The 24,452-nt window shown below is 71.1% G+C and carries 32 protein-coding genes; 18 read left to right on the top strand and 14 right to left on the bottom strand.

The window, feature by feature from the left end:
• Positions 1–38: 38 nt before the first annotated feature.
• Positions 39–998, bottom strand: a complete 960-nt coding sequence (locus AB1046_RS08260; RefSeq protein WP_369374186.1) for a carbohydrate ABC transporter permease — start codon at positions 996–998, stop codon at positions 39–41.
• Positions 995–1,924 carry an ABC transporter permease gene (locus tag AB1046_RS08255; protein WP_369374184.1) on the bottom strand — a complete coding sequence of 310 codons (930 nt, stop codon included), beginning with the start codon at positions 1,922–1,924 and terminating at the stop codon, positions 995–997. The genes AB1046_RS08260 and AB1046_RS08255 overlap by 4 nt, the downstream gene beginning before the upstream one ends.
• 102 nt (positions 1,925–2,026) lie before the next feature.
• Between AB1046_RS08255 and AB1046_RS08250 the strand changes: the two genes are divergently transcribed.
• Positions 2,027–3,070 (top strand): LacI family DNA-binding transcriptional regulator, encoded by a 1,044-nt coding sequence (locus AB1046_RS08250; RefSeq protein ID WP_369374183.1) that lies wholly within the window; start codon positions 2,027–2,029, stop codon positions 3,068–3,070.
• A 15-nt stretch (positions 3,071–3,085) separates the two neighbouring features.
• Here the strand turns inward: AB1046_RS08250 and AB1046_RS08245 are convergent, their stop codons facing one another.
• Entirely contained in the window at positions 3,086–3,847 is a 762-nt protein-coding gene (locus tag AB1046_RS08245; protein ID WP_369374181.1) for a hypothetical protein, read from the bottom strand.
• Positions 3,848–3,866: 19 nt separating this feature from the next.
• Here AB1046_RS08245 and AB1046_RS08240 point away from each other — a divergent pair, with 19 nt between their 5' ends.
• The 3 genes from AB1046_RS08240 to AB1046_RS08230 all read left to right on the top strand — a co-directional run bounded on the left by AB1046_RS08240 (position 3,867) and on the right by AB1046_RS08230 (position 5,685).
• Complete coding sequence (locus AB1046_RS08240; protein WP_369374179.1) at positions 3,867–4,496, top strand: cytochrome b; 630 nt, start codon at positions 3,867–3,869, stop codon at positions 4,494–4,496.
• A gap of 69 nt (positions 4,497–4,565) precedes the next feature.
• Entirely contained in the window at positions 4,566–5,099 is a 534-nt protein-coding gene (locus AB1046_RS08235; protein WP_369374177.1) for a helix-turn-helix domain-containing protein, read from the top strand.
• Positions 5,100–5,103: 4 nt separating this feature from the next.
• Complete coding sequence (locus AB1046_RS08230; protein WP_369374175.1) at positions 5,104–5,685, top strand: PIN domain-containing protein; 582 nt, start codon at positions 5,104–5,106, stop codon at positions 5,683–5,685.
• Here the strand turns inward: AB1046_RS08230 and AB1046_RS08225 are convergent.
• Positions 5,567–5,881, bottom strand: a complete 315-nt coding sequence (locus AB1046_RS08225; RefSeq protein WP_369375631.1) for a hypothetical protein — start codon at positions 5,879–5,881, stop codon at positions 5,567–5,569. The two genes, AB1046_RS08230 and AB1046_RS08225, sit on opposite strands and share 119 nt — an antisense overlap.
• Positions 5,869–5,991 carry a hypothetical protein gene (locus AB1046_RS08220; RefSeq protein ID WP_369375851.1) on the bottom strand — a complete coding sequence of 41 codons (123 nt, stop codon included), beginning with the start codon at positions 5,989–5,991 and terminating at the stop codon, positions 5,869–5,871. The genes AB1046_RS08225 and AB1046_RS08220 overlap by 13 nt, the downstream gene beginning before the upstream one ends.
• 142 nt (positions 5,992–6,133) lie before the next feature.
• Between AB1046_RS08220 and AB1046_RS08215 the strand changes: the two genes are divergently transcribed.
• The gene (locus tag AB1046_RS08215; protein ID WP_369374173.1) at positions 6,134–7,663 is read left to right on the top strand and encodes a peptide MFS transporter; all 1,530 of its coding nucleotides are present in this window, start codon (positions 6,134–6,136) and stop codon (positions 7,661–7,663) included.
• Between the two features lie 6 nt (positions 7,664–7,669).
• On the opposite strand, the gene AB1046_RS08210 is transcribed toward AB1046_RS08215, so the two are convergent.
• The 3 genes from AB1046_RS08210 to AB1046_RS08200 form a co-directional block, all read right to left on the bottom strand.
• Positions 7,670–8,419: an SDR family NAD(P)-dependent oxidoreductase gene (locus AB1046_RS08210; protein WP_369374171.1), complete on the bottom strand. Its 750-nt coding sequence runs from the start codon at positions 8,417–8,419 to the stop codon at positions 7,670–7,672.
• A 122-nt stretch (positions 8,420–8,541) separates the two neighbouring features.
• Positions 8,542–9,147, bottom strand: coding sequence for an NAD-dependent epimerase/dehydratase family protein (locus AB1046_RS08205; RefSeq protein WP_369374169.1), 606 nt, complete (start codon positions 9,145–9,147; stop codon positions 8,542–8,544).
• A gap of 66 nt (positions 9,148–9,213) precedes the next feature.
• Positions 9,214–10,491 carry an MFS transporter gene (locus AB1046_RS08200; protein ID WP_369374167.1) on the bottom strand — a complete coding sequence of 426 codons (1,278 nt, stop codon included), beginning with the start codon at positions 10,489–10,491 and terminating at the stop codon, positions 9,214–9,216.
• Positions 10,492–10,537: 46 nt separating this feature from the next.
• Between AB1046_RS08200 and AB1046_RS08195 the strand changes: the two genes are divergently transcribed.
• The 13 genes from AB1046_RS08195 to AB1046_RS08135 all read left to right on the top strand — a co-directional run bounded on the left by AB1046_RS08195 (position 10,538) and on the right by AB1046_RS08135 (position 18,099).
• Complete coding sequence (locus AB1046_RS08195; protein WP_369374165.1) at positions 10,538–12,013, top strand: PLP-dependent aminotransferase family protein; 1,476 nt, start codon at positions 10,538–10,540, stop codon at positions 12,011–12,013.
• Positions 12,013–12,690, top strand: coding sequence for a hypothetical protein (locus AB1046_RS08190; protein WP_369374164.1), 678 nt, complete (start codon positions 12,013–12,015; stop codon positions 12,688–12,690). Before AB1046_RS08195 ends, AB1046_RS08190 begins: the two co-directional genes overlap by 1 nt.
• Before the next feature lie 130 nt (positions 12,691–12,820).
• Entirely contained in the window at positions 12,821–13,267 is a 447-nt protein-coding gene (locus AB1046_RS08185; protein ID WP_369374162.1) for an Asp23/Gls24 family envelope stress response protein, read from the top strand.
• Positions 13,264–13,455: a DUF2273 domain-containing protein gene (locus tag AB1046_RS08180; protein ID WP_369374160.1), complete on the top strand. Its 192-nt coding sequence runs from the start codon at positions 13,264–13,266 to the stop codon at positions 13,453–13,455. Before AB1046_RS08185 ends, AB1046_RS08180 begins: the two co-directional genes overlap by 4 nt.
• A complete protein-coding gene (locus AB1046_RS08175) occupies positions 13,452–13,796 on the top strand; it encodes a hypothetical protein (protein ID WP_369374158.1) in 345 nt (114 codons plus the stop codon). The genes AB1046_RS08180 and AB1046_RS08175 overlap by 4 nt, the downstream gene beginning before the upstream one ends.
• Complete coding sequence (locus AB1046_RS08170) at positions 13,793–14,359, top strand: hypothetical protein (protein WP_369374156.1); 567 nt, start codon at positions 13,793–13,795, stop codon at positions 14,357–14,359. The genes AB1046_RS08175 and AB1046_RS08170 overlap by 4 nt, the downstream gene beginning before the upstream one ends.
• Positions 14,356–14,964, top strand: coding sequence for a hypothetical protein (locus AB1046_RS08165; RefSeq protein WP_369374154.1), 609 nt, complete (start codon positions 14,356–14,358; stop codon positions 14,962–14,964). Before AB1046_RS08170 ends, AB1046_RS08165 begins: the two co-directional genes overlap by 4 nt.
• A gap of 124 nt (positions 14,965–15,088) precedes the next feature.
• A complete protein-coding gene (locus tag AB1046_RS08160) occupies positions 15,089–15,262 on the top strand; it encodes a CsbD family protein (RefSeq protein WP_369374153.1) in 174 nt (57 codons plus the stop codon).
• 72 nt (positions 15,263–15,334) lie between these two features.
• Positions 15,335–15,607, top strand: a complete 273-nt coding sequence (locus AB1046_RS08155) for a GlsB/YeaQ/YmgE family stress response membrane protein (RefSeq protein ID WP_369374151.1) — start codon at positions 15,335–15,337, stop codon at positions 15,605–15,607.
• Positions 15,604–16,170, top strand: coding sequence for an RNA polymerase sigma factor (locus AB1046_RS08150; RefSeq protein ID WP_369375629.1), 567 nt, complete (start codon positions 15,604–15,606; stop codon positions 16,168–16,170). Before AB1046_RS08155 ends, AB1046_RS08150 begins: the two co-directional genes overlap by 4 nt.
• On the top strand, positions 16,167–16,772 hold the full coding sequence (locus tag AB1046_RS08145) for a hypothetical protein (RefSeq protein WP_369374149.1): 606 nt from the start codon (positions 16,167–16,169) through the stop codon (positions 16,770–16,772). The genes AB1046_RS08150 and AB1046_RS08145 overlap by 4 nt, the downstream gene beginning before the upstream one ends.
• A 17-nt stretch (positions 16,773–16,789) precedes the next feature.
• Entirely contained in the window at positions 16,790–17,155 is a 366-nt protein-coding gene (locus tag AB1046_RS08140) for a hypothetical protein (protein ID WP_369374147.1), read from the top strand.
• Positions 17,152–18,099, top strand: coding sequence for a diacylglycerol kinase family protein (locus tag AB1046_RS08135; RefSeq protein ID WP_369374145.1), 948 nt, complete (start codon positions 17,152–17,154; stop codon positions 18,097–18,099). The genes AB1046_RS08140 and AB1046_RS08135 overlap by 4 nt, the downstream gene beginning before the upstream one ends.
• Before the next feature lie 172 nt (positions 18,100–18,271).
• Here the strand turns inward: AB1046_RS08135 and AB1046_RS08130 are convergent, their stop codons facing one another.
• The 6 genes from AB1046_RS08130 to AB1046_RS08105 all read right to left on the bottom strand — a co-directional run bounded on the left by AB1046_RS08130 (position 18,272) and on the right by AB1046_RS08105 (position 24,443).
• Positions 18,272–19,033 (bottom strand): ABC transporter permease, encoded by a 762-nt coding sequence (locus AB1046_RS08130; protein WP_369374143.1) that lies wholly within the window; start codon positions 19,031–19,033, stop codon positions 18,272–18,274.
• Positions 19,034–19,046: 13 nt separating this feature from the next.
• Complete coding sequence (locus AB1046_RS08125; protein WP_369375627.1) at positions 19,047–19,859, bottom strand: ABC transporter ATP-binding protein; 813 nt, start codon at positions 19,857–19,859, stop codon at positions 19,047–19,049.
• A gap of 132 nt (positions 19,860–19,991) precedes the next feature.
• Positions 19,992–20,834 (bottom strand): DUF4097 domain-containing protein, encoded by an 843-nt coding sequence (locus AB1046_RS08120; RefSeq protein WP_369374141.1) that lies wholly within the window; start codon positions 20,832–20,834, stop codon positions 19,992–19,994.
• Between the two features lie 71 nt (positions 20,835–20,905).
• On the bottom strand, positions 20,906–21,436 hold the full coding sequence (locus AB1046_RS08115) for a toxin-antitoxin system HicB family antitoxin (protein WP_369374139.1): 531 nt from the start codon (positions 21,434–21,436) through the stop codon (positions 20,906–20,908).
• Positions 21,437–21,531: 95 nt separating this feature from the next.
• On the bottom strand, positions 21,532–23,238 hold the full coding sequence (gene ilvD / locus AB1046_RS08110; protein ID WP_369374137.1) for a dihydroxy-acid dehydratase: 1,707 nt from the start codon (positions 23,236–23,238) through the stop codon (positions 21,532–21,534).
• A gap of 137 nt (positions 23,239–23,375) precedes the next feature.
• Complete coding sequence (locus AB1046_RS08105; protein ID WP_369374135.1) at positions 23,376–24,443, bottom strand: ice-binding family protein; 1,068 nt, start codon at positions 24,441–24,443, stop codon at positions 23,376–23,378.
• Positions 24,444–24,452 lie beyond the last annotated feature (9 nt).

Raw genomic sequence — 24,452 nt, 5'->3', positions numbered from 1 at the left:
TACTCCTCGTCGAGCGGTGCGATGGTTGGTGTGCGGGGTCAGCCCTTGACGGCGCCGGTGAGCATCCCCTGGGCGAAGTGCCGCTGCAGGAACGGGTAGACCAGCAGCACCGGTACGACGGAGACCACGAGGATCGCCATCTGCAACGAGGTCTGCGGGGGCAGGGACCCGGCGGCGATGCCGAGGTCCTGCGTGCCGAGCTGGGTGCCGTCCACGACATACGTGCGCAGCACGAGCTGCAGCGGCCACTTGCTCGCGTCCGACATGTAGAGCAGGGCGTTGAAGAAGGCGTTCCAGTAGCCGACGCCGTAGAACAGCCCGACGACGGCGAGCACGGGCTTGGACAGCGGCAGCGCGATCCGCCGGAAGAGCTGCCACTCGGTGGCGCCGTCGATCCGGGCGGCGTCGATGATCTCGCTCGGGAGCTGCACGAAGAATGCCCGCACGACCACCACGTTGAAGGCCGAGACCGACGTCGGGATGATCAGCGCCCACAGGGTGTCCAGCAGCCCGAGTCGCTGCACGACGAGGTAGCTGGGGATGATCCCGGGGCTGAAGAGCAGGCTGATCAGCACCAGGAGCAGCATCGCGCGGACGCCGAAGGCACCTCGCCGGCTCAGCGCCCAGCCGAGGGTTGTCGTCAGGGCCAGGCTGAGCACCGTGCCGACGGCGGTGACCACGACGCTGATCCACAGCGCCTGCGTGACGACGCCCCCGGCGAAGATCATCCGGTAGGCGCTCAGGTCGATCCCGGTCGGCAGGAGCACAAAGCCCCCGGCGTCCGTCACCTGCTCGGGAGTGGCCAGGCTGGTGGAGATGATGCCGACGAACGGCAGGATCACCAGCGCGCAGGCGATGGTCAGGACGATGCCCTTGATGGTCCGCTCGGACGGGCCGGGCATCGCCACGCCGTCGATCACGGGGCGGGTCTTGCGGGCTTGCGTCGGGCGGTCTTGCGCCCTGCGGCCCGGCGTCGGGCGCAGCTTGGTGTCGCTCATGTTCGGTAGACCCCTTCCTCGCCGAACGCGTGGGCGGTCTTGTTCGCGACGAGCACCAGGATCAGCCCGATCACGCCCTTGACGAGCCCCACGGCCGCCGCGACGCCCCAGAACCCGCCGACGACGCCCTGGTTGTAGACGTAGGTGTCCAGCACCTCGGACACGCCGAGGCCCACGGCCTGCTGCTGGAGGATCAGCTGCTCGAACCCGACGCTGAGCGAGTCGCCGAGCTTGAGGATGAGCAGCATGATGATGATCGGCCGCATCCCTGGCAGCGTGATGTGCCACGTCTGCCGCCAGCGCGACGCGCCGTCGACGGCCGATGCCTCGTACAGCGACCGGTCGATCCCGGCCAGCACCGCGAGGAACAGGATGGTCGCCCACCCGGTGTCCTTCCAGATGACCTGCGAGGTCAGCAACGTGTAGAAGGCGTCGGAGTTGCCGATGATGTCGATGGGCTCCCACCCGTTCGACCGCAGGAAGTTGTTGATCAGCCCCGCCCCGCCGAGCACCTGCTGGAAGACGGCGACGACGATCACCCAGGACAGGAAGTGCGGCAGGTAGAGGATCGACTGGACGACCTGGCGGACGCGGTTGGAGACCAGGCTGTGCAGCAGCAGCGCCACGATGATCGGTGCGGGGAAGACGAAGACCGTCTGCAGCAGCGTGATCACCAGGGTGTTGCGCAGCGCGCTCAGGAACGCCGGGTCGCCCGAGAACAGGATCTGGAAGTTCTCCAGCCCGACCCACAGGCTGCGGCCGATGCCGAGATAGGGCTGGTAGTCCTGGAACGCTATGACGTTGCCGCCCAGCGCCAGGTACTGGAAGACGATGATGACCGCCATCCCGGGCAGGGCAAGGAGGAGCACCGCCCGGTCGCGCACGAGCCTGCGCCACCACGGGAGGGGTCTGACTCGTTGTTCCACGTGCTGCTCCGTTGCAGAGTGATCGATCACCGATTGCGGGGCTAGGCTAGGAGGTGATCGATCACTTCGCAAGGCCCAGGTACTGACCAGCGAGGACGGGGCATGACCAACCAGAGCTCGACTTCGGACCGGGAATCGGCACCGGCGCCGACGCGGCGCGCGACGATCTGGGAGGTGGCGAAGGTCGCCGGCGTCTCCCACCAGACCGTCTCCCGCTACCTGCGGCAGGACACGAAGATGCGCCCCGAGACGGTGGCCCGCGTGCGCCAGGCCGTGCACGACCTCGACTACCGCCCGAACCTGACCGCGCGGTCCATGCGCACCCGGCGCAGCGGCCGGGTGGCGGTGCTGCTCCCGGCCGTGGCGACCTACGGCCCGCCGCAGATCCTGAGCGGCGTGATGGAGGTGGCCCACGAGCACGGCTACACGATCGAGGCGTTCAGCGTCGAGGGCACCCCGGCGGACCGCTTCGAGCGGGTGCTGCACCTCGCGGACTCCGGCCAGGTCGAGGGGGTGCTCGCCCTCGCGCCGCTGCCGCCCGGCTCCGGGGACCGGTTCCCCGAGCGGGCGGCGATCGTCGTGTCGCCCGACTACGACGACAAGTTCCGCGGGGTGGGTGAGCTCGCCGACGGCTCACCCGTAGCGGAGCTGGTCGAGCGGCTCGCCGAGCTGGGCCACCGGCGGTTCCTGCACGTGACCGGCGCCCTGGACTACGCCTCCGCCCGGGGCCGCCGCGACGTCTTCGTCGCGACCGTCGAACGGCTCGGGCTCGGCCCGGCGCTGGTCCACGAGAGCCGGGACTGGTCGCCCGAGACGGGGCTGGCGGCCGTGCGCGCCCTCCCGGAGGCCGGGCGCCCCACCGCCATCGTCGCGGCGAGCGACGCCGTCGCCGCGGGAGTGGTCGAGGGGGCCCGCGAGCGCGGCTGGTCCATCCCCGGGGACCTGAGCGTGACGGGCTGGGACAACCACCTGCTCGGGGCATACCTGGAGCCGACGCTCACCACCGTGCACGTCGACCATCGCAAGCTCGGGCGGGCCGCCATGGCGCGCCTGGTCGCGACGCTCCGGTCGGACTCGACGACGCCGTCGTCCGAGGAGCCGTTGAACACGATCATCTGGCGGGGGTCGACGGGCGCAGCGAGCTAGGAACCGTCGAGCTAGCTACTGGATGACGGGGACGAACCCGCTGCGCCCCTGCCACTCGCCGTGCTCCGACAGCGGCCGGAACCGCAGCGTGGCGAACTCGTGGTGAAAGTCCCGGCGCCGGCGCTCCGCCATTGCGTCGGCGTGCCGGTCGGGCTCCGGGACGGTGCTGTGGCCGTGCACCATCTCTTCCATCTGCCGCACGGACCGCCAGACGGAGAACGTCGAGATCGTCCGGGGCGGGCGCATCGCGGCCAGCGCCAGCGTGGTCCCGGGATGGTCCCGCACCAGCCGCTCCACGGGCTTGCCCCACCTGAGGAACCTCGGCACCTCCGCCAGCCGCATCCGGGCGAGGGTCACGGCCACCACCGGTTCTTCGGGGTCCCACTCGCCCGCTCGCGCGGGGAGGTCGGGCAGCGCCGCGAGCCGCGACCAGCGCCGCAGGAACTCCAGGCGCACGTGCCAGCCCGTCGCTAGCTGCCGGCCCAGGGCGTGCTCCGCCAGGAACGCCTCCGCCGCCGCCTCGTCCTCCCACCGCGCGAACATCGCCATCCGGCGCAGCTGCATCCGGTCCGGCGAGACGGTCGGGGCGCCGAGCCGCATCAGCGCCAGGCACTCGGCGTGCCGCAGCCCGGGTGCAGAGTCAGCGGTCGGTGCGCTCCACAGTGCCCGCGCCGTCGTCGTCGGACTCAGCTCTGCGAGATGGAACGTGAAGATCGTCATCGTGGCGTAACGATGCCACGACCCGGGAGCCGGGCGGGCCTGGACAGGCGCGCTCACCTGCGGTGAGGTTGCGGGCATGAGGTGGCGCAACGGCGAGCAGGGGTACGGCATCGTCACGAAGGTGCTGCACTGGTCGACGGTCGCGCTGCTGCTGGCGCAGTTCTCGGTCGGCTATCTGATGGAGTCGGACGGCGACGTCCCCGACGTCGACTGCGACCCGCCGGGGGAGAGTCGCAGCGGCGGTGACACGTCCGACGCCGAGGAGGACCGCCTCGACGAGCTGGAGGACCGGTGCGAGTCGGCGCAGGACCTTACGCAGCAGGACGCCGACGACGCCGTCGGCTCGGCCTGGTCGGACCTGTGGACGGGAGATCTGCCCGCCGAAGGGCTGACCCTGCCGGGGTGGCACGTGCTCCTCGGGCTGGCGATCGTCGCGGTGGGCGTGCTGCGGGTGGTGTGGCGCAGCACCACGCCGCTGCCGCCCTGGGACGCGCGGCTCACCAAGACCGACCGGAAGGTGCTGCACTGGGCGGAACGGATCCTGCTCGCGCTGCTCTTTGTGGTCCCGGCGACCGGCATCGCGCTGGTGGTCGGCAGTGACGACCTGGTCCCGCTGCACATCGCCGCGCACCTGTGCTTCTACGCCGCACTGGCCGTGCACGTGACCGTGGTCGTCCGCCGCCGGGTCGTCGCGCGAATGCTGTGACGGAGCGGCCCGCCTGCGTTCGGACTATTCGAACGTATCGAAAGCGCGTACACTTTGTTCGTAGAGCCGATGGAAGGGGCCCGCATGTCTGCTCTGACTGCGCAAACGTTCGTTCCCGACAAGTCAGCGACCGGACTCGCCGAGGTGCACAGCTTCCTGACCGCCCATGCCGAACGGCGGGGCCCGGTTGCCGAGCCGCGATACCTGCTGGTGGGGTCCGGCGAGGGAGAGCAGATCGAGCTTCCTGAGACGGTCTATCAGGCACTGGTGCAGGTCGTCGACGCCCTCGCAGCAGGCAAGGCGGTCACGGTTTCCCCGACCGAGCCACAGCTGACCACCCAGCAAGCGGCTGACCTGCTGGGCGTGTCCCGGCCGACGGTCGTGCGACTGATCGAGTCCGGTGAGCTGGCGGCTGAGCGCAACGGCAACCGCCGTCGGCTCGCGTTGGGCGACGTGCTCGCCTACCGGGAACGACGCCGCGCCCGGCAGTATGCCTTCCTCGCAGCCACAGCGGCGGATATCGACGACGAGGAAGACCCGGCCGTGATGATCGAACGACTCCGCGAAGCGCGCACGCAGGTCGCCGCCGAACGCCGGAGGTGAGTGAGTGTTCACCGCACTTCTCGACACGTCGGTCCTATGGCCGAGCCTGCAGCGTGACTTCCTCCTGAGTCTGGCCGTGCAGAACATCTACCGGCCCATCTGGTCGCAAGCCATCCTGGACGAGCTCGTGCGAACAGAGGCGGACAAGCGGGTTCGCCGAGGTGCCGAGCCCGAGCAGGCCGAGCGCGCAGCGCGCCGGTTGATCGAGCAGATGGAGTGGGCGTTCGACGACGCACGCGTCGTCAGCTGGGAACCCCTGGAGGGCTCCTACGGTCTGCCGGACGCAGATGATGAGCACCTGGTCGCGGCCGCTGTGGTCGGTGGTGCCGGGGTCATTGTGAGTGACAACGTCAAGGACCTGCCGGCCAAGCTCCTGCCGGTCGGGCTGGATGTCGTGCCCGCCGCGAAATTTGCCGCCGACGCCGTCTCGGTGTCGCCCCAGATCGCCCGGCAAGCCTTGGTCGAGATCAGTCGCCGCTATGGGAACCCGCCTCGAACGGTCGACGACCTTCTCGAGCTGCTCGTCCACCGGTACGGCATGGGAGATGCGGTCGCGATGATCCGCGACGCCGCCGCTGACGGGTGACTGACTCCGTTCGTATCAGGCCGGTTCCGGCTCGAACGTCACCGGGAGGTGGGCCGGTCGCCGGTTGGTGATCGACGGCGTCCACTCGACCTCGTCGGGCCTCACGGCAAGCCGCGCTGCCGCCGTTGACGTTCAGTACCTGACCGGTGACCCAGCTCGACTCGTCGGACACGAGGAACCCGATCACGTGCGCCAGGTCGGCCGGCTGCCCGAGCCGCCCAGGGGGACACCCAGCAGGGCCAGCTGCTTGAACTCGTCGGTCAGGTTTGCCTCGACCGACTCGCTCAGGACCAGGCCCGGCGCCACCGCGTTGGCGCGGATAGCAGAGTGTTCGTGAAAAAACGGGACGGAGCCTACTTAGCGGGCGTGCCGTGGGCCAGGGGTTGCTCTGATGATTCACCCGGTGTCTCGACATGCGCGCCGCCCGGAACGCGCCGACGATCGGGGGATGAGCACGCCGCCCTCAGGACCCGTACCGGAACCGACCCCGGCAGTCGCAACGGGCGACAGACGGTTCTTCGGGCACCCGCTCGGCCTGATGACCCTGTTCACCACCGAGCTGTGGGAGCGATTCAGCTACTACGGCATGCGCGCGATCCTGGTCTTCTACCTGACCGACACCATCGCGAACGGCGGCCTCGGCCTCGACCAGACCCTCGGCGAGGCCCTGGTCTCGATCTACGGCACTGCCGTCTACCTGCTGTCGGTGGTCGGGGGCTGGCTCGCCGACCGCGTGATCGGCGCGCGGCGCTCCATGCTCTACGGCGGCGTGATCATCGCCGCCGGCCACGTCTGCCTCGCGGTCCCCGCCGCCGGGTTCTCCTACCTGGGGATCGTGCTCGTCGCCCTCGGCACCGGCCTGCTCAAGCCCAACGTGTCCTCGATGGTGGGCGCCCTGTACGACCGGGAGGACCCCAAGCGCGAGTCCGCGTTCTCGATCTTCTACATGGGGATCAACATCGGCTCGTTCTTCTCGCCGATCATCGTCGGCGCCGTCCGCGCCGTCTGGGGTTACCACGCGGGGTTCTCCGTGGCGGCGGTCGGCATGGCCGCCGCGCTCGTGTTCTTCGTGCTGGGCCGCCGGAACCTCGGCGGCGCGGGCGACGACGTCCCCAACCCGGTCCGCCCCGGCGAGCGGACGGCGGTCGCGCGAACGTTCGCGATCATCCTCGCCGCGGTCGGGGTCGTGTACCTGATTGCCCGGCTCGTATCGGGGGAGTGGGGCGTCCACGCCCTCATCGACACCCTCAGCTACATCGCGTTCCTCGCGCCGGTCGCGTTCTTCGTCGTCATGTACCGCTCGCCGCGCGTGACCGACGCCGAACGCCCCCGCCTCATCGCCTACATCCCGCTGTTCGTCGCGGCCATGCTCTTCTTCATGATCTTCGAGCAGGCGGCGACGACGCTCGCCACCTTCGCCGCCGACCGCACCTCCCGCGAGGTGCTGGGGCTCACCGTGCGCCCGGAGTTCTTCCAGTCCATCAACCCGGCCTCGATCATCATCCTGGCGCCCGTGTTCGCCTGGCTGTGGCTCCGGACCAGGGACCGCCCGCCCACGCCGTACAAGTTCGCGATCGGCCTGGCGCTCGCCGCCACCTCGTTCCTGGTCCTGGCCGGAGCCTCGGCCGCGGCGGGCGACGGCCTGACCCCCGGCTGGGTGCTGGCGGCCGTGTACGTGATCCAGACCCTCGGCGAGCTCTGCCTCTCGCCGGTGGGCCTGGCCGCGACCACCCTGCTGGCGCCGCGCGCCTTCCAGGGGCAGGCCATGGCGCTGTGGTTCCTCGCGCCCGCGGCCGGGCAGGCCATCACCGCCCAGCTTGTCCAGGCCACCGACGGCGTCTCGGACACCGCGTACTTCGGAGGCATCGGGCTGGTCGCGCTGGCCTTCGCCGCGGTCCTCGCGCTGCTCGGTCCGTGGGTCACCCGCCAGGTGCGCCTGGCCGACCGGCTGGAGGGGGTGCGCACGGCCGGCCAGTGAGCGGCGTCAGACCTGTGCCTCGCCGCCGTCGACGAACATCTCCGTGCCCGTGACGAAGCTGCCCTGGTCCGAGGTCAGGAACAGGACCGCGTTCGCGATCTCCTCGGGCTTGCCGAGGCGCCCGAGCGCCGTGTTCCCGGCGAGCATGTCGAACAGGCCCTGGGGCTGGGCGGGGTCGGGCGCGAGGCCGCTGAGCCCCGGCGTCTCGGTCGGTCCGGGAGCGATGGCGTTCACGCGGATGTTGCGGCCCGCGAGCTCCGCCGCCCAGGTCCGGGTGAAGGACCGGAGCGCGGCCTTGGTCGCGGCGTAGACGCCGAAGGCGGGTGTGCCCTTGCTCGCGGCGGTCGAGCCGGTGATCACCACTGACGCGCCGTCGTTGAGCAGCGGGAGCGCCTTCTGCACGGTGAAGACCGTGCCGCGGACGTTGGTGCCGAACGTCTCGTCGAAGGCCTCCGGGGTCAGCTGGTCGAGAGTGGCGAGCTTGCCGCCGCCGGCGTTGACGAACAGCACGTCCAGCCCGTGGCCGTGCGCGGCGACCGCGGCGAACGCCCGGTCCAGGTCGTCGAGGTCGGAGACGTCGCCGCGGACGCCGGTGGCGTTCTCGCCGATCGCGGCCACCGCGGCATCCAGCTCGGCCTGCCTCCGGCCGGTGATGAAGACGTGCGCGCCCTCGGCCGCGAACCGCTTGGCGGTGGCCAGGCCGATGCCTGACGTGCCACCCGTGACCAGCGCTGTCTTGTTCTGCAGCTGTCCCATGATGATCTCTTCCTTCGGTGCTGGTGCTGGATCGACGCGGCAGCGGGCGCCACGCGCGAGGAGCTGCTCGAGTCCGCCGCCATCGCCCTCAAGGCGTTCGGGCAGGTCCTCGCGCCCCGGGGCTAGTCGGTGACGAGCACTACGCCCGACGGCGCGTCCAGCAGAGCGACCGTCAGCTCGGCGGCCCGGTCGATCTGGACCCGCGGCTCCGCGGGGACCGCTCCCTCGTTGTACGTGCCGGGGCCGTAGAACTGCCCGTAGCTCAGCACGACGCCGCCCTCTGCGAGGACCGAGCTCTCCAGCTCCTTCACGGCCAGCGCGTCCGGCCCGTCCGCAAGCTGCCAGGCCACGGTCTGCGCCAGGATCTTCGGCGACCCGCTCTGCCGGGCCGCCTCGATCAGGTTCTGGTTGCCCTCGGTGCGGATGCGGGCGTTCAGCTCCGCGTGGGCGCCGATGCTCGCCACGTCGTCGGGCAGGTCGGTGAGCTCATTGAGGATCACGTCCGGGGCGAAGTCCCGGACGGCCTGGATCAGGGCCTCGCGGTCGAAGACGTCGCAGAGGATCGGCTCGGCGCCGAGCTGTCGCAGGAGGTCGATCTTGCTCGCGGACCTGGTCATTCCCCCGACGACGTACCCGGCCGCGACGAGCCGGGGGATCAGCCGTTGGCCGATCACGCCGGACGCTCCCGCGAGGAACACTCGTCGGCCCTGGGTGGTGGTGCTGGACATGTACCTACCTGCTTTCGTGTGCGTACTTCTGGGTGGGATCTGGGATCTGGGTTCGAGGAGGGGGGCTCAGGCGTGGGCGAGCTCGCTGTTGCTGGTCGCGCCCTCGCCGTCGGGCCGGCGTGCGCGGCGCCGCAGGCGCTGCTGAGCGCCAAGGCTGAGCAGGGCGAGGACAACGACCACCGCGCTGTACCAGCCGACCGTCGGCACAACACCGAGGGGGCCGGTGAGCTGTCCGGCGAGGACGACGGGCAGTCCGAGGCCGAGATACGAGACGACGTAGATGCCCGCGACCACGCCAGCGCGCTGGTGCGCGGCGACGAGCGGGATGATCAGGCCCAGGGCCGCGGTGAACGCCGCACCGAAACCCACACCGGCGACGGCCTGCCCGGCGAACATGGCGCCGAGGCTGCCGACGACGGCGCCGCCGATGATCCCGACGGAGCCCAGGATCGTGGCGTAGATGCCGACGGCGATCGCGGTCCTGGGGCGCACCCGCGCGAACGACAGGCCGATGACCACCGAGACGGCCGGCGCGATGAACCCGGCGAGCCCGTCGAGCAGCCCGGAGTCGAGGTGGAACACGGTGTGCACCATGCTCGGGGCGAGCCCGCCGGAGAGCCCGGCGAGCATCCAGACGGCGGCGACCACGGGCGCCGCGGCGAGAAACTCGGCCCGCGCCGAGGCCGGGATCGTGACCTGCGGGATCATCGACCGGAGCGCGCCCGCGCCCCTCCGGATGGTCTCCGGGGACACGGCGACGGCGACGCCGCCCACAACGGTGAGCGCGCTGAGCGTGACAAAGACGATGGTGTTGGCCGCCGGTGTGAGCTGGATCGCGAGGCCCGCGAGCAGGGAGCCCAGGGCGAGGCCGCCGGTGAGCCCGACGCTGCCGAGGACCGGGCCCAGGCCCTTGCGGTGGGCCGGCGCGTGCTCGACGAGCGCGGCGGTGAAGGCCGCGGTCGCCGCGCCGCTCGCGATGCCCTGCACGACGCGGCCCGCGATGACCCAGCCGACGTCGGGCGCGACCAGGAACATGATGTCCGAGGCGAGCTGGACGACCAGGGCGCCGATCAGCACCGGCCGCCGGCCGAGGTGGTCCGACAGGGGACCGAGGACGAGCGCTGCGGCGAGGAAGCCGGCCGCGTAGACGGCGAATGCCACCGTGAGCAGGGCCGGGGCGAAGTCCCACTGGGCCTGGTAGACCACCAGGAGCGGGGTGAGGGCACCGGCCGCGAGGTACATGCTGGTGAAGGCGAGGGCCGTGCCCGCCAGAGCCAGGCCCGTGGGAAGCGACCGCCGCCCTTGGTCAGGCCCGGCCGCGGTACCGCGGGTTGTATCTAGCATGCCTCGACTGTACGAATGAAAAGGTCTGGGTATACCGTCCACTTCTATGGCCGTTTCGCAGACCAATTCTGGAGTCGAGTTCCTCTCGGCGGCCGGGATCGACCTGCTCCTGGAGCTGCGCGGGCCCGGGCTGCGCGCCGCGCTCACCGACGCGCTCCGGGTGGCGGTACGCACGGGGCGGCTCGTGCCCGGCGCCCGCCTGCCGGCGTCGCGGACCCTGGCGGGAGACCTGGGGATCGCACGGAGCACCGTGACCGAGTCCTACGCCGAGCTTGTCGCCGAGGGCTGGCTCACCGCGCAGCAGGGCTCGGGTACCCGGGTGGCCGATCGGCCCGACCCCCGGACGGCCGTGCCGAGCCCGGCCCGGCGTCCCGGCCCGCGCCGGCCGCCTGCCCAGGGGCTGGTGCCGGGCGCCGCGCAGTTCGCCGAGTTTCCGCGGACCATGTGGGTCACCGCCGCACGGCGCGCGCTGACCGCGGCGCCGCACGACGCCTTCGGGTACGGCGACCCGCTGGGGCGGATGGAGCTGCGCTCCGCGCTGGCGGAGTACCTCGCGCGGGTGCGCGGGGTCGACGCCACACCGGAGCGGATAGTCATCAGCTCCGGGTTCCACCACGGGCTGGGCCTGCTGGCCCGTGCCCTCAGGACGCAGGGTGTGCGGGCCATGGCGGTCGAGTCCTACGGCCTCGATCTCTATCGTGACCTGCTGATCGGCGTCGGGCTGGAGACTCCCGCGCTGCGGGTCGACGCCGACGGCGCCCGGACGGGCGACCTATCGGGCTTGCCGGGCGTGGGCGCCGTGCTGCTGACGCCGGCGCACCAGTTCCCGACCGGTGTGGCGCTGTCGCCCGAGCGTCGCGCGGCGGCTCTCGACTGGGCGCACCGCACCGGCGGCCTGGTCGTGGAGGACGACTACGACGGGGAGTTCCGGTACGACCGGCAGCCCATCGGGGCGCTCCAGGGGCGGGATCCCGCGCGGGTCGCCTACTTCGGCACGGCGAGCAAGTCCCTGGCCCCGGCGCTCCGGCTGGCCTGGATGGTGCTGCCCGAGGAGTGGGTCCCGAAGGTCGCGGCGGCCAAGGGCCCCGTCGACGGCGTGAGCGTCCTCGACCAGCTGACCCTCGCCGAGCTCATCACCTCCGGCGACTTCGACCGGCACGTGCGCGCCATACGGCAGCGCTACCGACGGCGCCGCGGTCAGCTCGTCGCGGCCCTGGCCGAGCGCGCGCCCGGCGTCCGGGTGACGGGCATGGCCGCCGGCCTGCAGGCGGTCGTGGAGCTCCCGGCGGGGACCGAGGCGCGGATAGTCCGGCGGGCCGCCCGGCACGGCCTCCTGGTGGGCGGCCTCAACGAGTTCCGGCACGAGGTCCCGGCCGATGGCCCGGACCGGCGCGAGCGCGACGCGCTCGTCGTCAACTACTCCGCTGTGTCGGACAGTGCCTGGCCTGGTGCTTTGGATACCCTGTGCCGCATCATGCCCGACGGCGGTGCGGCCCGGGCGGAGCTTAAAGGGGAGCTGTGATGAACCGTCAGGCCAGGCTGATGGCAGCGGGGCTGGTGCTTGTCTTCGTGGTGTCCGGCTGTGGCCTCTTCGAAGATCGCCGTTCCATCCGTGTCCCGCGCACCCAGGTCGAGCTGGTGGCCGCGCCGGCCGACGCCGAGTCGGTCACGCCCGAAGCGATGGCCGACGCCGCCGGGGTGATCCAACTGAGGCTGGAGGCGGACGGTCGCGACGTGTCCGACGTCGTCGTCGACGATGCCACGATCACGCTGGAGCTCGCGGGCAGCGGGGACCCTGACCAGCCGCTCGTCACGTGCGGCCAGGAGGGGGACGCCAAGTACGTGCTGGGACCGGTCGAGGTGGCGGGCACCGAGCTCACCGAGGTCAGCTCCGGTCTGCAGGCCAACTACGACGGCGCCGCGGTGAACCTGCAGTTCGACGAGCGCGGCACCGAAGGGTTCCGTGCGGCCACCGAACGACTGCAAGCGCTGACCGAGCCGCGCAACCAGATCGCCGTCACGCTGGACGACCTGGTGGTGTCAGCGCCGTCGATCATGGAGGGCGTGGTGATCACCACGGGCGAGGTGCAGATCACCGGGGCCTTCACCGAGGAGTCGGCGGCCACGCTGGCCCACCAGCTCTCGACCGACCCGCTGCCCTACCCGTTCGAGGTACGGGACGTCGCCCCGACCGAGTAGCCACGCCGCCGAATCTCCTTCGACAAGTTTGTGACGAACTTGGAGCCGCACGCGTCTCACCAGTGTCGCCAGCTGTGGCGGCTCGCACCCCAGGGGGGCGCGACGCGAGCGAAGCACGAAGGAGCTCATCATGGCGAACGTTACGGGCGGGACGCAGCCGAAGGCCCAGACAGATGTCTTGGGGACACCTGAGGGAGCAGGCCGGACCACCATCGAGGACGCCGTCGTAGCCAAGATCGCGGGGATCGCGGCCCGCGAGGTCAGCGGTGTGTACGCACTCGGTGGCGGCGCCGCACGCGTGGTCGGCTCCATCCGCGACGCGCTCAACTCGACCGACCTGACCCAGGGGATCAGCGTCGAGGTCGGGGAGAAGCAGGTGGCCGTCGACGTCACGATCGTGGCGGAGTACCCGGTCGCGCTGCAGACCGTGTCCGACAGCGTGCGCGCCGCGATCTACCGCGCGATGCGTGACCTGGTCGGCATGGAGGTCGCCGAGGTCAACGTGACCGTCAACGACGTGCACCTGCCTACCGACGACGACCAGGAGAGCGAACCGCAGACGGGCCGGGTCCAGTGACCGCCACGACCGCCGGTGCCGCCGCGGGCGCGGTGCTGGCCCTGACCTGGATAGTGCTCGGGTTCTGGGCGTTCGTCCTGGTGGCGATAGCGATGCTGATCGGTGCAGCCGTCGGACGCGTGGCCGAAGGACGGCTCGACGTCCGGGCACTCGCCGACGCCTTCCGCGGCAGGCGTTCGTCGCTATGACCGCCACCGATCGTCCCGTGGCGGCGCCGGCCGTTCCCGGGACCACCCGGGTCACGGCACGGGCGCTGGAGCGCCTTGCCGTCTACCTGGTCCGGGACTCGGCGCACGTGCACCAGCGCGAGGTCGCGGTGCAGCTGGCCGATGCCGGCGGCGCCCTGCGGGTGTCGGTGACCGTGCCGGTCGCCGTCGGCGGGGGCGCCACCGGGTCGATCAAAGACCGTGGCGACCGGCTCCGCCGGGACGTGATCGCGGGCATGCGCGACCTGGGGAGCCGCACGGTCGACACCGTCGACGTGCGCTACTCGGGCCTGCGGCGAGTCACGGAGCGGAGGGCGAGATGACCAAGGAGCAGGCGGTATACCGGCGGGTCCTGCGCCGGGAGACCCACTCCCCGCGCACGGGTGCCGCGGTGGTCGTCGCGACGGTCCTCGCCGTGCTGCTGGTCGCCGTGGTGGCGCTGGGCGTGTGGTGGCTCGTCGACCCGGGGTCCCATGACCTGGTCGCGGACCGCCTCGCGTCGGTCACCTCGTTCGCCGAGGACGACGGTGCACTGACGGCCGTGGGTGTTCTCGCGGCGGTGGTCGCCCTGGTCCTGATCGTCCTCGCCGTGCTGCCTGGGCGGCTCCCGCGACGCGCCCGGAGCACCGACCGGCTGGCGTTGCTCGTCGACGACGGCGTCCTCGCGGATGCCGTGGCCGACGCCGTAGCGCTGCGCTGCGGCATCGACGCGCGGCAGGTCTCCGCCACGGTCGGCCGGCGGAGCGCGACCGTCCGGGTCACGCCGACCAGCGGCGTCGCGGTCGACCACGACGCGGCGACGGACTCCGTTGCCGCCGCGCTCTCGGCAGTCGGCTTCTCCGCCGTTCCCAAGCTGTACGTCGCGCGTCAGGGGGTGGTCTCGTGAGCTCGACCAGCAGAGTGCTCAATCGTGGTCTGCTGCTGGTCTGCGGGCTGTTGCTGGCCGCGGCCGGCGCGGCGGCAATCCTCGCCGGCATGCCGGCGCGGTGGACGAGCTCCGTGCTGCCGGCGGAGCTGGTCGGCACGGCCAGATCGCGGCTCAGCGCCGCGGCAGCCGGGTTGCCAGAGGTAGGCGGTGCGCCCGGCGCCGTCGTCGTCGGACTTGCCGCGGCCGCCGTGCTGGCTGTCCTGCTGGTGGTGTTCGTCTGCACGCGCGGTGCGCGCAGGACGGCTGCGGTGCTCGACCTCGACTCCGTCGGCGGGCGCACCCGCGTCGCCCCGGACGTCGCTGACGCCGTGCTCGCGGGACCGCTGGGCCAACGGCCCGACGTGCTCTCGGCCCGCACCGGCGTGTACCGCGTGAAGGGGGCACCCGCGATCAGCCTGGTGCTGACCGTGCGGCGCGGCGCCGACCTCTCCCGGGTGCTGTCCGCGGCGGAGGCGGCGCTGGACGAATGGGACGCGCTGGCCGGGGTGCGGGTGCCCGTCATGGTGCACCTGTCCGACCGGAGCTGGCTGGACGGGCTCCGCGCGTCCGTCCGGGTGCGCTGACCCGGACGACTGTGGAGACGGCCCGAGGGGCGCGAATGCCCCAAAGGCTCCACGCTGGGTAGCAAGAGCGAAGTTCTCACATATTCGGTTCCCCATCCCGGGAGCCGTGAAGAAAGGAAATCAGATGAGTGCAGCGGACAAGGTCAAGAACGCAGCGGAAAAGGCCCTCGGCAAGGCGAAGGAGGCCGTCGGAGACATTACCGACAACGACAAGCTTGTCGCCGAGGGCAGGGCCGACCAGGCCAAGGCCGAGGTCAAGGACACGGTCGAGGACGTCAAGGACGCATTCAAGAAGTAATCCGCTCCAGGGGTGAGGTCGCGGTCCGCGACCTCACCCCGCCGCAAGATCTCACTGCAAAGGACTTCCATCATGGGTTTCTTCAGCTTCCTGCTGCTCGGCCTGATCGCCGGCGCCATCGCAAAGCTCATCCTTCCCGGCAAGCAGGCAGGAGGATGGTTCATCACCCTCCTGCTCGGCGTTGTCGGCGCCTTCCTCGGCGGCTGGCTGGGCGGGCTCCTCTTCAACGCGGACATGGACTCCTTCTTCTCCCTGTCCACCTGGCTGCTCGCGATCGCGGGATCCATCATCGTGCTGCTGGTCTACGGAGCCGTCACCGGTCGCGGGCGCAGGAACGCACACTGAACCCCGACCCCATCCCGACCCCGCTCGACGGCGCGGACGACCGGATAGTCGCCGGCCGCGCCGCCGACGGGGACGTCACCGCGTTCGCGGTGCTCGTCCGTCGGTACACCCCGATGATGCGCGCCTACACACGCCGGATCCTGAACGCCAGCGCGGACGTGGACGACGTGGTGCAGGAGGCGTTCGTGACCGCCTGGCAGCGCCTGCCCGAGCTGGAGGACCCGGCGAAGGTGAAGAGCTGGCTCATGCGGGTCGTCAGCCGCAAGGCGATGGACCGCATCCGTGCGCGCCGCCCCCAGGTGAGCGTGGACGACGTCGAACCGCCTGCTCCCGCCCAGACCTTGCCATCGCGCGTGGCGGAGTCGCACGCCGGGGTCGACGCGCTCGGCGCGGCGCTCCAGACGCTTCCCCACGCGGAGCGGGAGTGCTGGGTGCTGCGCGAGGCGGGCGGCTACTCCTACGACGAGATCGCCGAGGAGATGGACGTTCCTGTGACGACCGTCAGGGGACTGCTCGCTCGCGCACGGAAGCACATCATCGTGCGGATGGAGGAATGGCGATGACCCCCCAAGACGACGCAGCAGGTCCTCGGCGGCTCGACCTCGGGCCCGAAGGGCTCGACGGGCACACCATCGAGGAGCTCACCGACTACCTCGAAGCGGGCCGTGTCCCGGCCGACCCGTCGATCGACGGCTCACCGGCCTGCCAGCTCGCCCTCGATGCTCTCGAACGGCTCCGGGGACTGACCCCCGCGCTGATCGCCGCCGACACGGCCGCTGAACCGGAGGCCGACGACGGCTGGGTGGCCAGGGTGCTCGGCGGCATCGCGCTGGAGGCCCATGCCGGACGCCGCATCCCGCTGACCCCGCCCGAGCCCCACGCCGACCTGGGCATCACCGAGGGCGCCGTGCGGGGGCTGATCCGTGCGGCCGAGAACGCCGTCCCCGGTGTGCTCGTCGGCCGGTGCCGCTTCGAGGGCGACGTCACCGAGCTCGGGGCGCCCGTCCGGGTCCTGGTCGACGCGAGCGTGCCCTACGGAGAGCCCCTCCCACGCCTGGCCGACGAACTGAGGCTGGAGATCGCCGCCCGGCTACGGGTGCACACGGAGCTGAACGTCACGGCGATCGACATCACCGTCCGCGACGTGCGGCGGCACCTCTCATGATCCGAGGAGACTCATCGATGAGCACGGCACAGGGCGCGCAGGTCGCGGCCGAGATCGAAGCGGCCGTCCGGGCGGTCCCAGGTGTGGCGGACCTGTACGGCCCGGGGTCGCTCGTGTCCAACGTCGTCGACGTGACCGCGCGGCACCTCGGCCTGCGGGACACCGCGGCGCCGCTGGTCCTGGTCCGGCAGGACGGCTCGGGGATCCAGGTGGAGATCGCGATGGCCGTTCACTCGACTGCCGGTGCTACGGTCACGTCGCATACGGTTCACCGGGTTGTTCGTGACCTGCTCACAGCGCGTGAGCAGCAGGACGCGCGGATCGTCCTCACAGTCGTCCACGTCCCCGACATCCCCCTGGCGACGGAAGCAGGCCCCGCATGACCGCACGCCACATCGGCGTCATCTGGAACCCCGCCAAGACGAGCAGGGAGAAGCTCGGGTCCGCGCTGGACAAGGCGGCCGCCTCCGCGCAGGCCGAACCCGAGGTCCGATGGTTCGAGACGAGCAAGGACGACCCCGGCCAGGGGGCGGCCGCGCAGGCGATCGAGGCGGGCGCCGACGTGGTCGTCGCGGCCGGCGGGGACGGGACGGTCCGGGCGGTCGCCGAACATCTCGCGGCGGCCGGAACTGACGTCGAGCTGGGGATAGTCCCGCTCGGGACCGGCAACCTCCTGGCCCGGAACCTCGGTGTTCCCCTGCTCAACCTGCCCGCGGCGTTCAAGCGGGCGCTCACTGGTGAGGCACGGGCCATCGACCTGGGCTGGCTCGAGATCGACCTCGCCGCGGGGACCGAACGGCACGCGTTCGGGGTCCTGGCGGGATTCGGGCTGGACGCGCACATGATCGTCGAGACCGACGACGACCTCAAGGACAAGGTCGGCTGGCTCGCGTACGTGGAGTCGCTGGGCAGGGCGCTGTCCGCCAGCGACACGCTCGACATCCGGTACACCGCCGACGACGGCCCGCAGCGCGACGAACGTGTGCACACGCTGATCGTCGGCAACTGCGGCACCCTCCAGGCCGGCGTGACGCTCCTGCCTGACGCCGATCCCTCCGACGGCGAGCTGGACCTGCTGGTCCTGGGCGCGGACGGCGCTGCGGGGTGGGCCGACACGCTGCGCAACATGGTCTGGGACAACGGCATCAAACGGCTCGTCACGCCCGGTGCGAAGGCCGAGAGCAGCGACAACGTGACGCACGGCCGCCTGAAGGGCCTGGAGCTGGAGCTGACGGAGCCGCGCATGTTCGAGATCGACGGCGAGGACCTGGGGGAGACGACCCGGGTCACGTTCACCGTCCAGCCGGCTGCGGTCCGGGTGCGCTGATCCCTGATCCGCCGAGTTCGGTCCCTTGCACGCCCGGCTTCATGACTTCGGTCGGTTGCTCTGAGATCGGTCAATCAAACGACCGATCTCAGAGCAACCGACCGAAGTCGCTGCTGGGCTGGTGCAAGGGACCGAACTCGGCGACCGCTGCCGCCGGAGGCTCGGCGCTCCGTCAGGAGATCTTGCGCCGGTACGCCGTCGTCGCGAAGCCGTACGCGATGGCGAGGATGCCGACGCACCAGGCCAGCGCCACCCAGATGTCGTTGCCGACCGGCTGCTGGGCCAGCAGGTCACGGATCGTGTTCACGATCGAGGTGACCGGCTGGTTCTCGGCGAACCAGCGCACCGGGCCGGGCATGGTCTCGGTGGGCACGAAGGCCGAGCTGATGAACGGCAGGAAGATGAGCGGGTAGGAGAACGCGCTCGCGCCGTCCACGGTCTTGGCCGACAGGCCGGCGATGACCGCGAGCCAGGTCAGGGCCAGGGTGAACAGGACCAGGATGCCCGCGACGGCGAGCCAGTCCAGCACCCCGGCGCCCGAGCGGAAGCCCATGAGCAGGGCCACCAGCACCACGATCGCCACCGAGACCAGGTTGGAGACGAGCGAGGTCAGCACGTGCGCCCAGAGCACCGACGAGCGAGCGATTGGCATGGACTGGAACCGCTCGAAGATGCCGCCCTGCATGTCCAGGAAGAGCCGGTAGGCGGTATAGGCGATGCCCGAGGCGATGGTGATGAGCAGGATGCCGGGCAGGAGGTAGTTCACGTAGTTGTCGGTGCCGGTGTTGATCGCACCGCCGAACACGTAGACGAACAGCAGCATCATGGCGATCGGCGTGACCGCGGTGGTGATGATCGTGTCCGGGCTGCGCAGGATGTGGCTCAGGGACCGCCCCGTCAGTACGGCGGTGTCACCGAAGAAGTGCTTGGTCATTTTCTCTCTCTCCTCAGTTGTCCGCGCGGGCGGGGTCGGTGGTGGTTGTCTCTTCGGTGACGTCTTCGCCCGTGACTGCGAAGAACACGTCCTCCAGCGTCGGCTGCTTCTCGACGTACTCGACCTTGGCGGGCGGCAGCAGCGCCTTGAGCTCGGCCAGGGTGCCGTTGACGATGATGTGGCCCTTGTGCAGGATCGCGATCCGGTCGGCGAGCTGCTCGGCCTCGTCCAGGTACTGCGTCGTGAGCAGCACGGTGGTGCCGCCCTGCGCGAGCTCCTTGACGGCGTCCCACACCTCGATGCGGGCCTGGGGGTCGAGACCCGTCGTCGGCTCGTCGAGGAAGATGACCGGCGGGTTGCCGATCAGGCTCATGGAGATGTCCAGGCGGCGGCGCATGCCGCCCGAGTACGTGGCGGCCTTGCGCCCGCCGGCGTCGGTCAGCGAGAAGCGCGCGAGCAGGTCGTCGGCGATCTTGCCGGGGTTCTTGAGGTGCCGCAGCCTGGCCACGAGCACCAGGTTCTCGCGGCCGGTCAGGACCTCGTCGACGGCCGCGAACTGCCCGGTGAGGCTGATCGACTCGCGGACGTCGGCAGCCTGCGTGGCGACGTCGAAGCCGTGCACGCTCGCCTTCCCGCCGTCGGCCTTGAGAAGTGTGGACAGGATCTTGACGACGGTGGTCTTGCCGGCGCCGTTCGAGCCCAGCAGCGCGAAGATGCTGCCTCGGGCCACGTCGAAGTCGACGCCCCGCAGGACCTGCAGCTCCTTGTAGGACTTCTCCAGGTTCTGTACCCGGATGGCGGGCTCGTGGCCGCGTTCGGTGGGGATGCTCACTTTCGTTTCCTCTCGTCTCGTGAAGTGCTCGAAGTTTCGGATTCCGGGCAGGGGGTAGCTCGGAAGTGGGTTGCGGGGTTCCGGCCGGTGGCGCCGGTCCGGTAGTCGGGTCAGGCCGGCGGGACGTCAGGGGCGGCGGACGATGATCTCGCCGTAGCCGGTGCTGGCGTGGATCTCGGCGGTGGCCTCGTCGTCGACGGGACCCTCGGTGGGGGTGAGCTGGTTGCGGACGATGCCGTGCTCCGAGGTGACGTCGAGCCAGGCAGCCGTGCCCTCGGGCACACCCACCTCGATCGAGCCGTAGGACGTGTTGAGCGTGACGCTGCCGGTCTCGACGTTGGCGACGCGGATGCCGGCGTGGGCGGACTTCGCGGTGAGGGTGCCGCGCACGCGGCCCACCTCGATCTCGGAGTGCGCCCCGACGATCTCCAGCGACCCCGTGACGGACCCGACGGTGGTCGTCCCGTTGCTGGCACGGATCGTGCCGTCGCCCGCAAGCTCGGTGACGCGTACCGAACCGGCGCTCGCCTTGAGGCTCATGGGGCCGGTGACCTTGCCGAGGGCTATGTTCCCGGCCGAGACCTTGAGGTCCACGCGGGCGGCCTCGTCGATGCGGGCGTCTCCGCTGTTGAGGTTGAGGTCGACGGTGCCGAGCCTGCCCTCCGCGTAGAGCGTGCCGGTCTTGCCGCTGAGGTCGGAGCCCGCGGGCAGCTCAACAGTGATCTTCGCGCCGCCGGCGGCGAAGGGGAGCACCCACTGCTTCCAGGCCGCGGGGTAGGTGATGGTGATGGCGTCACCGTTACGTTCGACGCGAGTCTCCTCGGCGGCGCGCACGGAGCCCGACTTCGACGGGTCGGCGGGCAGGACGGTGACGACTACGTCGTCGCGCTCTCCTGCGACGACGTTCAGGAAGCCGAACGGCACGTCGATGACGACCGGGACGGGGGTGGGGGCGGGGAAAGTAGGCATGAGAGTCTCCTTGAGTGGTGTCAGGTTGGTGTCAGGTCGGGATCTGGCTGTCGGGGGCGCCGCCGGTGCGGTCAGCGCACCCAGCCGGTGTGACGGTTGGTGCCGTGCTGCACCGTGCCGGGCTGCGGCGCGGAGGTGCCGGTGGTCTGCTCGAGCGCGGCGGCGACCGCGCGCACGAGCCAGGTGTTGACGGAGACGCCCTGGTGCGCTGCGGCGACCTCGACCTGTGTCTTGAGGTGGTCGGGCAGGCGCAGGGTGGTGCGGGTGGTGGCGCCGTCTGCGTCGGCGTTCGACGGCGTGGCGGGCGGCGGCGCCTGCGTAGGCGCTGGTGCGGCCGTCGCAGTGGGCTCCGCACGGACGGCGGGCGCCGAGACCACGAACTCGGGTTCGCCGCCGCGCAGGCGCACGTCGACCGAGCCGGGTGCGAGCTCGGCGGAGATCTCGCCGGCCGCGGTGGAGAGCGCGTCCAGCAGGACGAGGCGGACGGCGGCGTCGAGCGGCGCGGTCAGGCGCCCGGCAAGCTGCCGGGCGTCGTCCCCGGCCGCGTCGGCCGCGATGGCCAGGCGGTGCTGGAGGTCGTCGACGTAGTTGGTGAGGTCCATGACGCCATCATGACACCATGAGTGGTGTCATCGCAACCCCTAATGTGGTGTCACTCTGACGCGGGTGACGTCAGCGGCCATCTGGCCGCCGCAAGCTACGCGAGCACCGCACCCTTCGACGCCGACTGGACGAGCTTCGAGTACTTGGCCAGCACCCCGCGCGTGTAGGGGTGCGAGAGGGGTGCCCAGCCCTCCTTGCGGGCCGCCAGCTCGGCCGGCTCGACGAGGACGTCCAGGGTCTTGGACGCCACGTCGAGGCGGATACGGTCGCCGTCGCGCACGAACGCGATAGGACCGGCGTCGACCGCCTCCGGGGCGATGTGGCCCACGCACAGGCCGGTGGTGCCGCCGGAGAACCGGCCGTCGGTGACGAGCAGGACGTCCTTGCCGAGGCCCGCACCCTTGATGGCGCCGGTGATGGCGAGCATCTCGCGCATGCCGGGGCCGCCCTTGGGGCCCTCGTAGCGGATGACCACCACGTCGCCGGCCTGGATGGTGCCGTCCTCCAGGGCGTCGAGCGCGCTGCGCTCGCGCTCGAAGACCCGCGCGGTCCCCTCGAACACGTCGGAGTCGAAGCCTGCCGACTTCACGACGGCGCCCTCGGGCGCGAGCGACCCGGAAAGGATGGTGATGCCCCCGGTCTTGTGGATCGGGTTGTCCATGGCGCGCAGGATCTTGCCGTCCGGGTCGGGCGGGCTGATCTGGGCGAGGTTCTCGGCCATGGTGCGGCCCGTGACCGTCAGCACGTCGCCGTGCAGCAGCCCGGCGTCCAGCAGTGCCTTCATCACCACGGGCACGCCGCCGATCCGGTCCACGTCGTTCATGACGTAGCTGCCGAAGGGCTTGAGGTCGCCCAGGTGCGGCACCCGGTCGGCGACGCGGGAGAAGTCGTCGAGGGTCAGGTCGACCTCGGCCTCGTAGGCGATGGCGAGCAGGTGCAGCACCGCGTTCGTGGACCCGCCGAACGCCATGACCACGGCAATCGCGTTCTCGAACGCCTCCTTGGTCATGATGTCGCGCGCGGTGATGCCCTTGCGCAGCAGGTTCACCACTGCCTCGCCCGACCGGTGCGCCCACGCGTCCCGACGGCGGTCGGCCGACGGCGGGGCCGCCGACCCGGGCAGCGACATACCGAGCGCCTCGGCAGCGGAGGCCATCGTGTTGGCGGTGTACATGCCGCCGCAGGCGCCCTCGCCCGGGCAGATCGCCCGCTCGATCCGGTCGACGTCGCCCTGGCTCATGAGCCCGCGCGAGCAGGCCCCGACGGCCTCGAAGGCGTCGATGATGGTGACCTGCTTCTCCGTGCCGTCCTCGAGCTTGACCCAGCCCGGCATGATCGAGCCGGCGTAGAGGAACACGCTGGCCAGGTCCAGGCGGGCGGCCGCCATCAGCATGCCGGGCAGCGACTTGTCGCACCCGGCCAGCAGCACCGAGCCGTCCAGCCGCTCGGCCTGCATGACCGTCTCGACCGAGTCGGCGATGACGTCGCGGGACACCAGCGAGAAGTGCATGCCCTCGTGGCCCATGGAGATGCCGTCAGACACCGAGATGGTGCCGAACTCCAGCGGGTAGCCGCCCGCGGCGTGCACCCCCGCCTTGGTCGCGTCCGCCAGCCGGTCGAGCGACAGGTTGCAGGGCGTGATCTCGTTCCAGGAGCTCGCGACGCCGATCTGCGGCTTGACCCAGTCCTCGTCGCCCATGCCGACGGCGCGCAGCATCCCGCGGGACGCCGTCGCCTCCAGGCCATCTGTCACCTGGCGGGAGCGGGGCTTGATGTCGACCGGATTCTTGGCACTGGACATGTCTGCATTGTGCCCGGCCCGCGTGTCTCCGGCCTGTAGAACGGGGGCGAGTCGGCGGGTCGGGGTCGGGTCGGCCAAGGTGACCCTCCGTACGAGGAGTCGCGGCGGCCCGGTCAGGGCCACCGCGACCGCTCGTGTCAGGACCTACGGCGGTGCAACCGGAGGCTGGTCACGATGAGACCGGCTCCGGCCAGGATCGCCGCGATCGCGATGGTGAGCAGCGGCATGTTCACGGACGGGCCGGTCACGGCCAGGATGTCCGGCCCCTGGTCACCGCCGCCCGGAGTCCCATCGCTGCCGCCGGAGTCGTCGCCGGGGCCGCCGCTTTCCCCGGGTCCGCCGGGTCCGCCTGGACCGCCGGGTCCGCCTGGACCGCCGGGTCCGCCGGGTCCGCCTGGACCGCCGGGTCCGCCGGGTCCGCCTGGACCGCCTGGTTCGCCGGGTCCGCCGGGCGGGCTATCAGTCGGCGTCGGGTTGCCGGTGGGAGGTCCCGTCGGGTTGTCCGTCGGCGTCGGCGTCGGCGTGGGTGTGGGCGACGGCGTCGACGACGGCGGGGCCGTCTCGCACTCGCTCTGGGTGAAGACGTTGCTGTCGAGGGTGACCGACCCGTTGCGCGCCAGGGCGCGACCGTCCACGGTGGTGCCGGTTGTAACGCTGATCGAGGTCAGCGCCATGATCGTGCCCACAAATGTGGTGTTCGTGCCCAGCGTGGCGGAGCTGCCGATCTGCCAGAACACGTTGCAGGCCTGCGCGTCGTTCAGGAGTGCGACGGTGCTGGCGCTCGCGGTGGTGAGAGTAGAGCCGACCTGGAAGATGAAGACGGCGTCGGGGTCGCCATCGGCGTCGAGGGTGACGGTCCCGGTGAGCCCGATGGAGCTGGACGCGTTGTAGACGCCCGGCTGGAGGGTGAGCCCGCCCAGGTCACCTGAGACGCTTTCGTCGGGAGCCTGCCCCGCGGCGTTGTTGTACGCGATGGTGAGGTCGCTCTGCGCCTGGAGCGCGTGGGCGTCCGCCGAGTGGGTGTCGCCGAGGGCGATGCCGGGCGGGAATCCCGGGATCGCCGTGCCCGGGCTGACGCCGACGTTGTCGGAGAGCACCGAGGGGCCGGTGTTGGTGACGGTCTGTCCGCCGAGGACCGAGTAGGTGCCGGCGGTGCCGAGGTCGACAGGGGTGCCGATCGCCCAGGCTGGCTGGGTCGCGAACACGAGCGCGGC

It is taken from the genome of Promicromonospora sp. Populi, from assembly GCF_041081105.1.
GTDB lineage: Bacteria > Actinomycetota > Actinomycetes > Actinomycetales > Cellulomonadaceae > Promicromonospora.
This window is presented reverse-complemented; position numbering and strand designations above follow the sequence as displayed.

Bases quoted from the DNA above. Each gene is read 5' to 3' on its own strand.
- AB1046_RS08115 (WP_369374139.1), bottom strand. From the start codon at position 21,436: ATGGACCTCACCAACTACGTCGACGACCTCCAGCACCGCCTGGCCATC.
- AB1046_RS08215 (WP_369374173.1), top strand. From the start codon at position 6,134: ATGAGCACGCCGCCCTCAGGACCCGTACCGGAACCGACCCCGGCAGTC.
- AB1046_RS08170 (WP_369374156.1), top strand. From the start codon at position 13,793: ATGACCAAGGAGCAGGCGGTATACCGGCGGGTCCTGCGCCGGGAGACC.
- AB1046_RS08175 (WP_369374158.1), top strand. From the start codon at position 13,452: ATGACCGCCACCGATCGTCCCGTGGCGGCGCCGGCCGTTCCCGGGACC.
- AB1046_RS08235 (WP_369374177.1), top strand. From the start codon at position 4,566: ATGGAAGGGGCCCGCATGTCTGCTCTGACTGCGCAAACGTTCGTTCCC.
- AB1046_RS08195 (WP_369374165.1), top strand. From the start codon at position 10,538: ATGGCCGTTTCGCAGACCAATTCTGGAGTCGAGTTCCTCTCGGCGGCC.
- AB1046_RS08260 (WP_369374186.1), bottom strand. From the start codon at position 998: ATGAGCGACACCAAGCTGCGCCCGACGCCGGGCCGCAGGGCGCAAGAC.
- AB1046_RS08250 (WP_369374183.1), top strand. From the start codon at position 2,027: ATGACCAACCAGAGCTCGACTTCGGACCGGGAATCGGCACCGGCGCCG.
- AB1046_RS08190 (WP_369374164.1), top strand. From the start codon at position 12,013: ATGAACCGTCAGGCCAGGCTGATGGCAGCGGGGCTGGTGCTTGTCTTC.
- AB1046_RS08210 (WP_369374171.1), bottom strand. From the start codon at position 8,419: ATGGGACAGCTGCAGAACAAGACAGCGCTGGTCACGGGTGGCACGTCA.
- AB1046_RS08185 (WP_369374162.1), top strand. From the start codon at position 12,821: ATGGCGAACGTTACGGGCGGGACGCAGCCGAAGGCCCAGACAGATGTC.
- AB1046_RS08135 (WP_369374145.1), top strand. From the start codon at position 17,152: ATGACCGCACGCCACATCGGCGTCATCTGGAACCCCGCCAAGACGAGC.
- AB1046_RS08240 (WP_369374179.1), top strand. From the start codon at position 3,867: ATGAGGTGGCGCAACGGCGAGCAGGGGTACGGCATCGTCACGAAGGTG.
- AB1046_RS08120 (WP_369374141.1), bottom strand. From the start codon at position 20,834: ATGCCTACTTTCCCCGCCCCCACCCCCGTCCCGGTCGTCATCGACGTG.
- AB1046_RS08155 (WP_369374151.1), top strand. From the start codon at position 15,335: ATGGGTTTCTTCAGCTTCCTGCTGCTCGGCCTGATCGCCGGCGCCATC.
- AB1046_RS08130 (WP_369374143.1), bottom strand. From the start codon at position 19,033: ATGACCAAGCACTTCTTCGGTGACACCGCCGTACTGACGGGGCGGTCC.
- AB1046_RS08200 (WP_369374167.1), bottom strand. From the start codon at position 10,491: ATGCTAGATACAACCCGCGGTACCGCGGCCGGGCCTGACCAAGGGCGG.
- AB1046_RS08140 (WP_369374147.1), top strand. From the start codon at position 16,790: ATGAGCACGGCACAGGGCGCGCAGGTCGCGGCCGAGATCGAAGCGGCC.
- AB1046_RS08160 (WP_369374153.1), top strand. From the start codon at position 15,089: ATGAGTGCAGCGGACAAGGTCAAGAACGCAGCGGAAAAGGCCCTCGGC.
- AB1046_RS08205 (WP_369374169.1), bottom strand. From the start codon at position 9,147: ATGTCCAGCACCACCACCCAGGGCCGACGAGTGTTCCTCGCGGGAGCG.
- ilvD (WP_369374137.1), bottom strand. From the start codon at position 23,238: ATGTCCAGTGCCAAGAATCCGGTCGACATCAAGCCCCGCTCCCGCCAG.
- AB1046_RS08145 (WP_369374149.1), top strand. From the start codon at position 16,167: ATGACCCCCCAAGACGACGCAGCAGGTCCTCGGCGGCTCGACCTCGGG.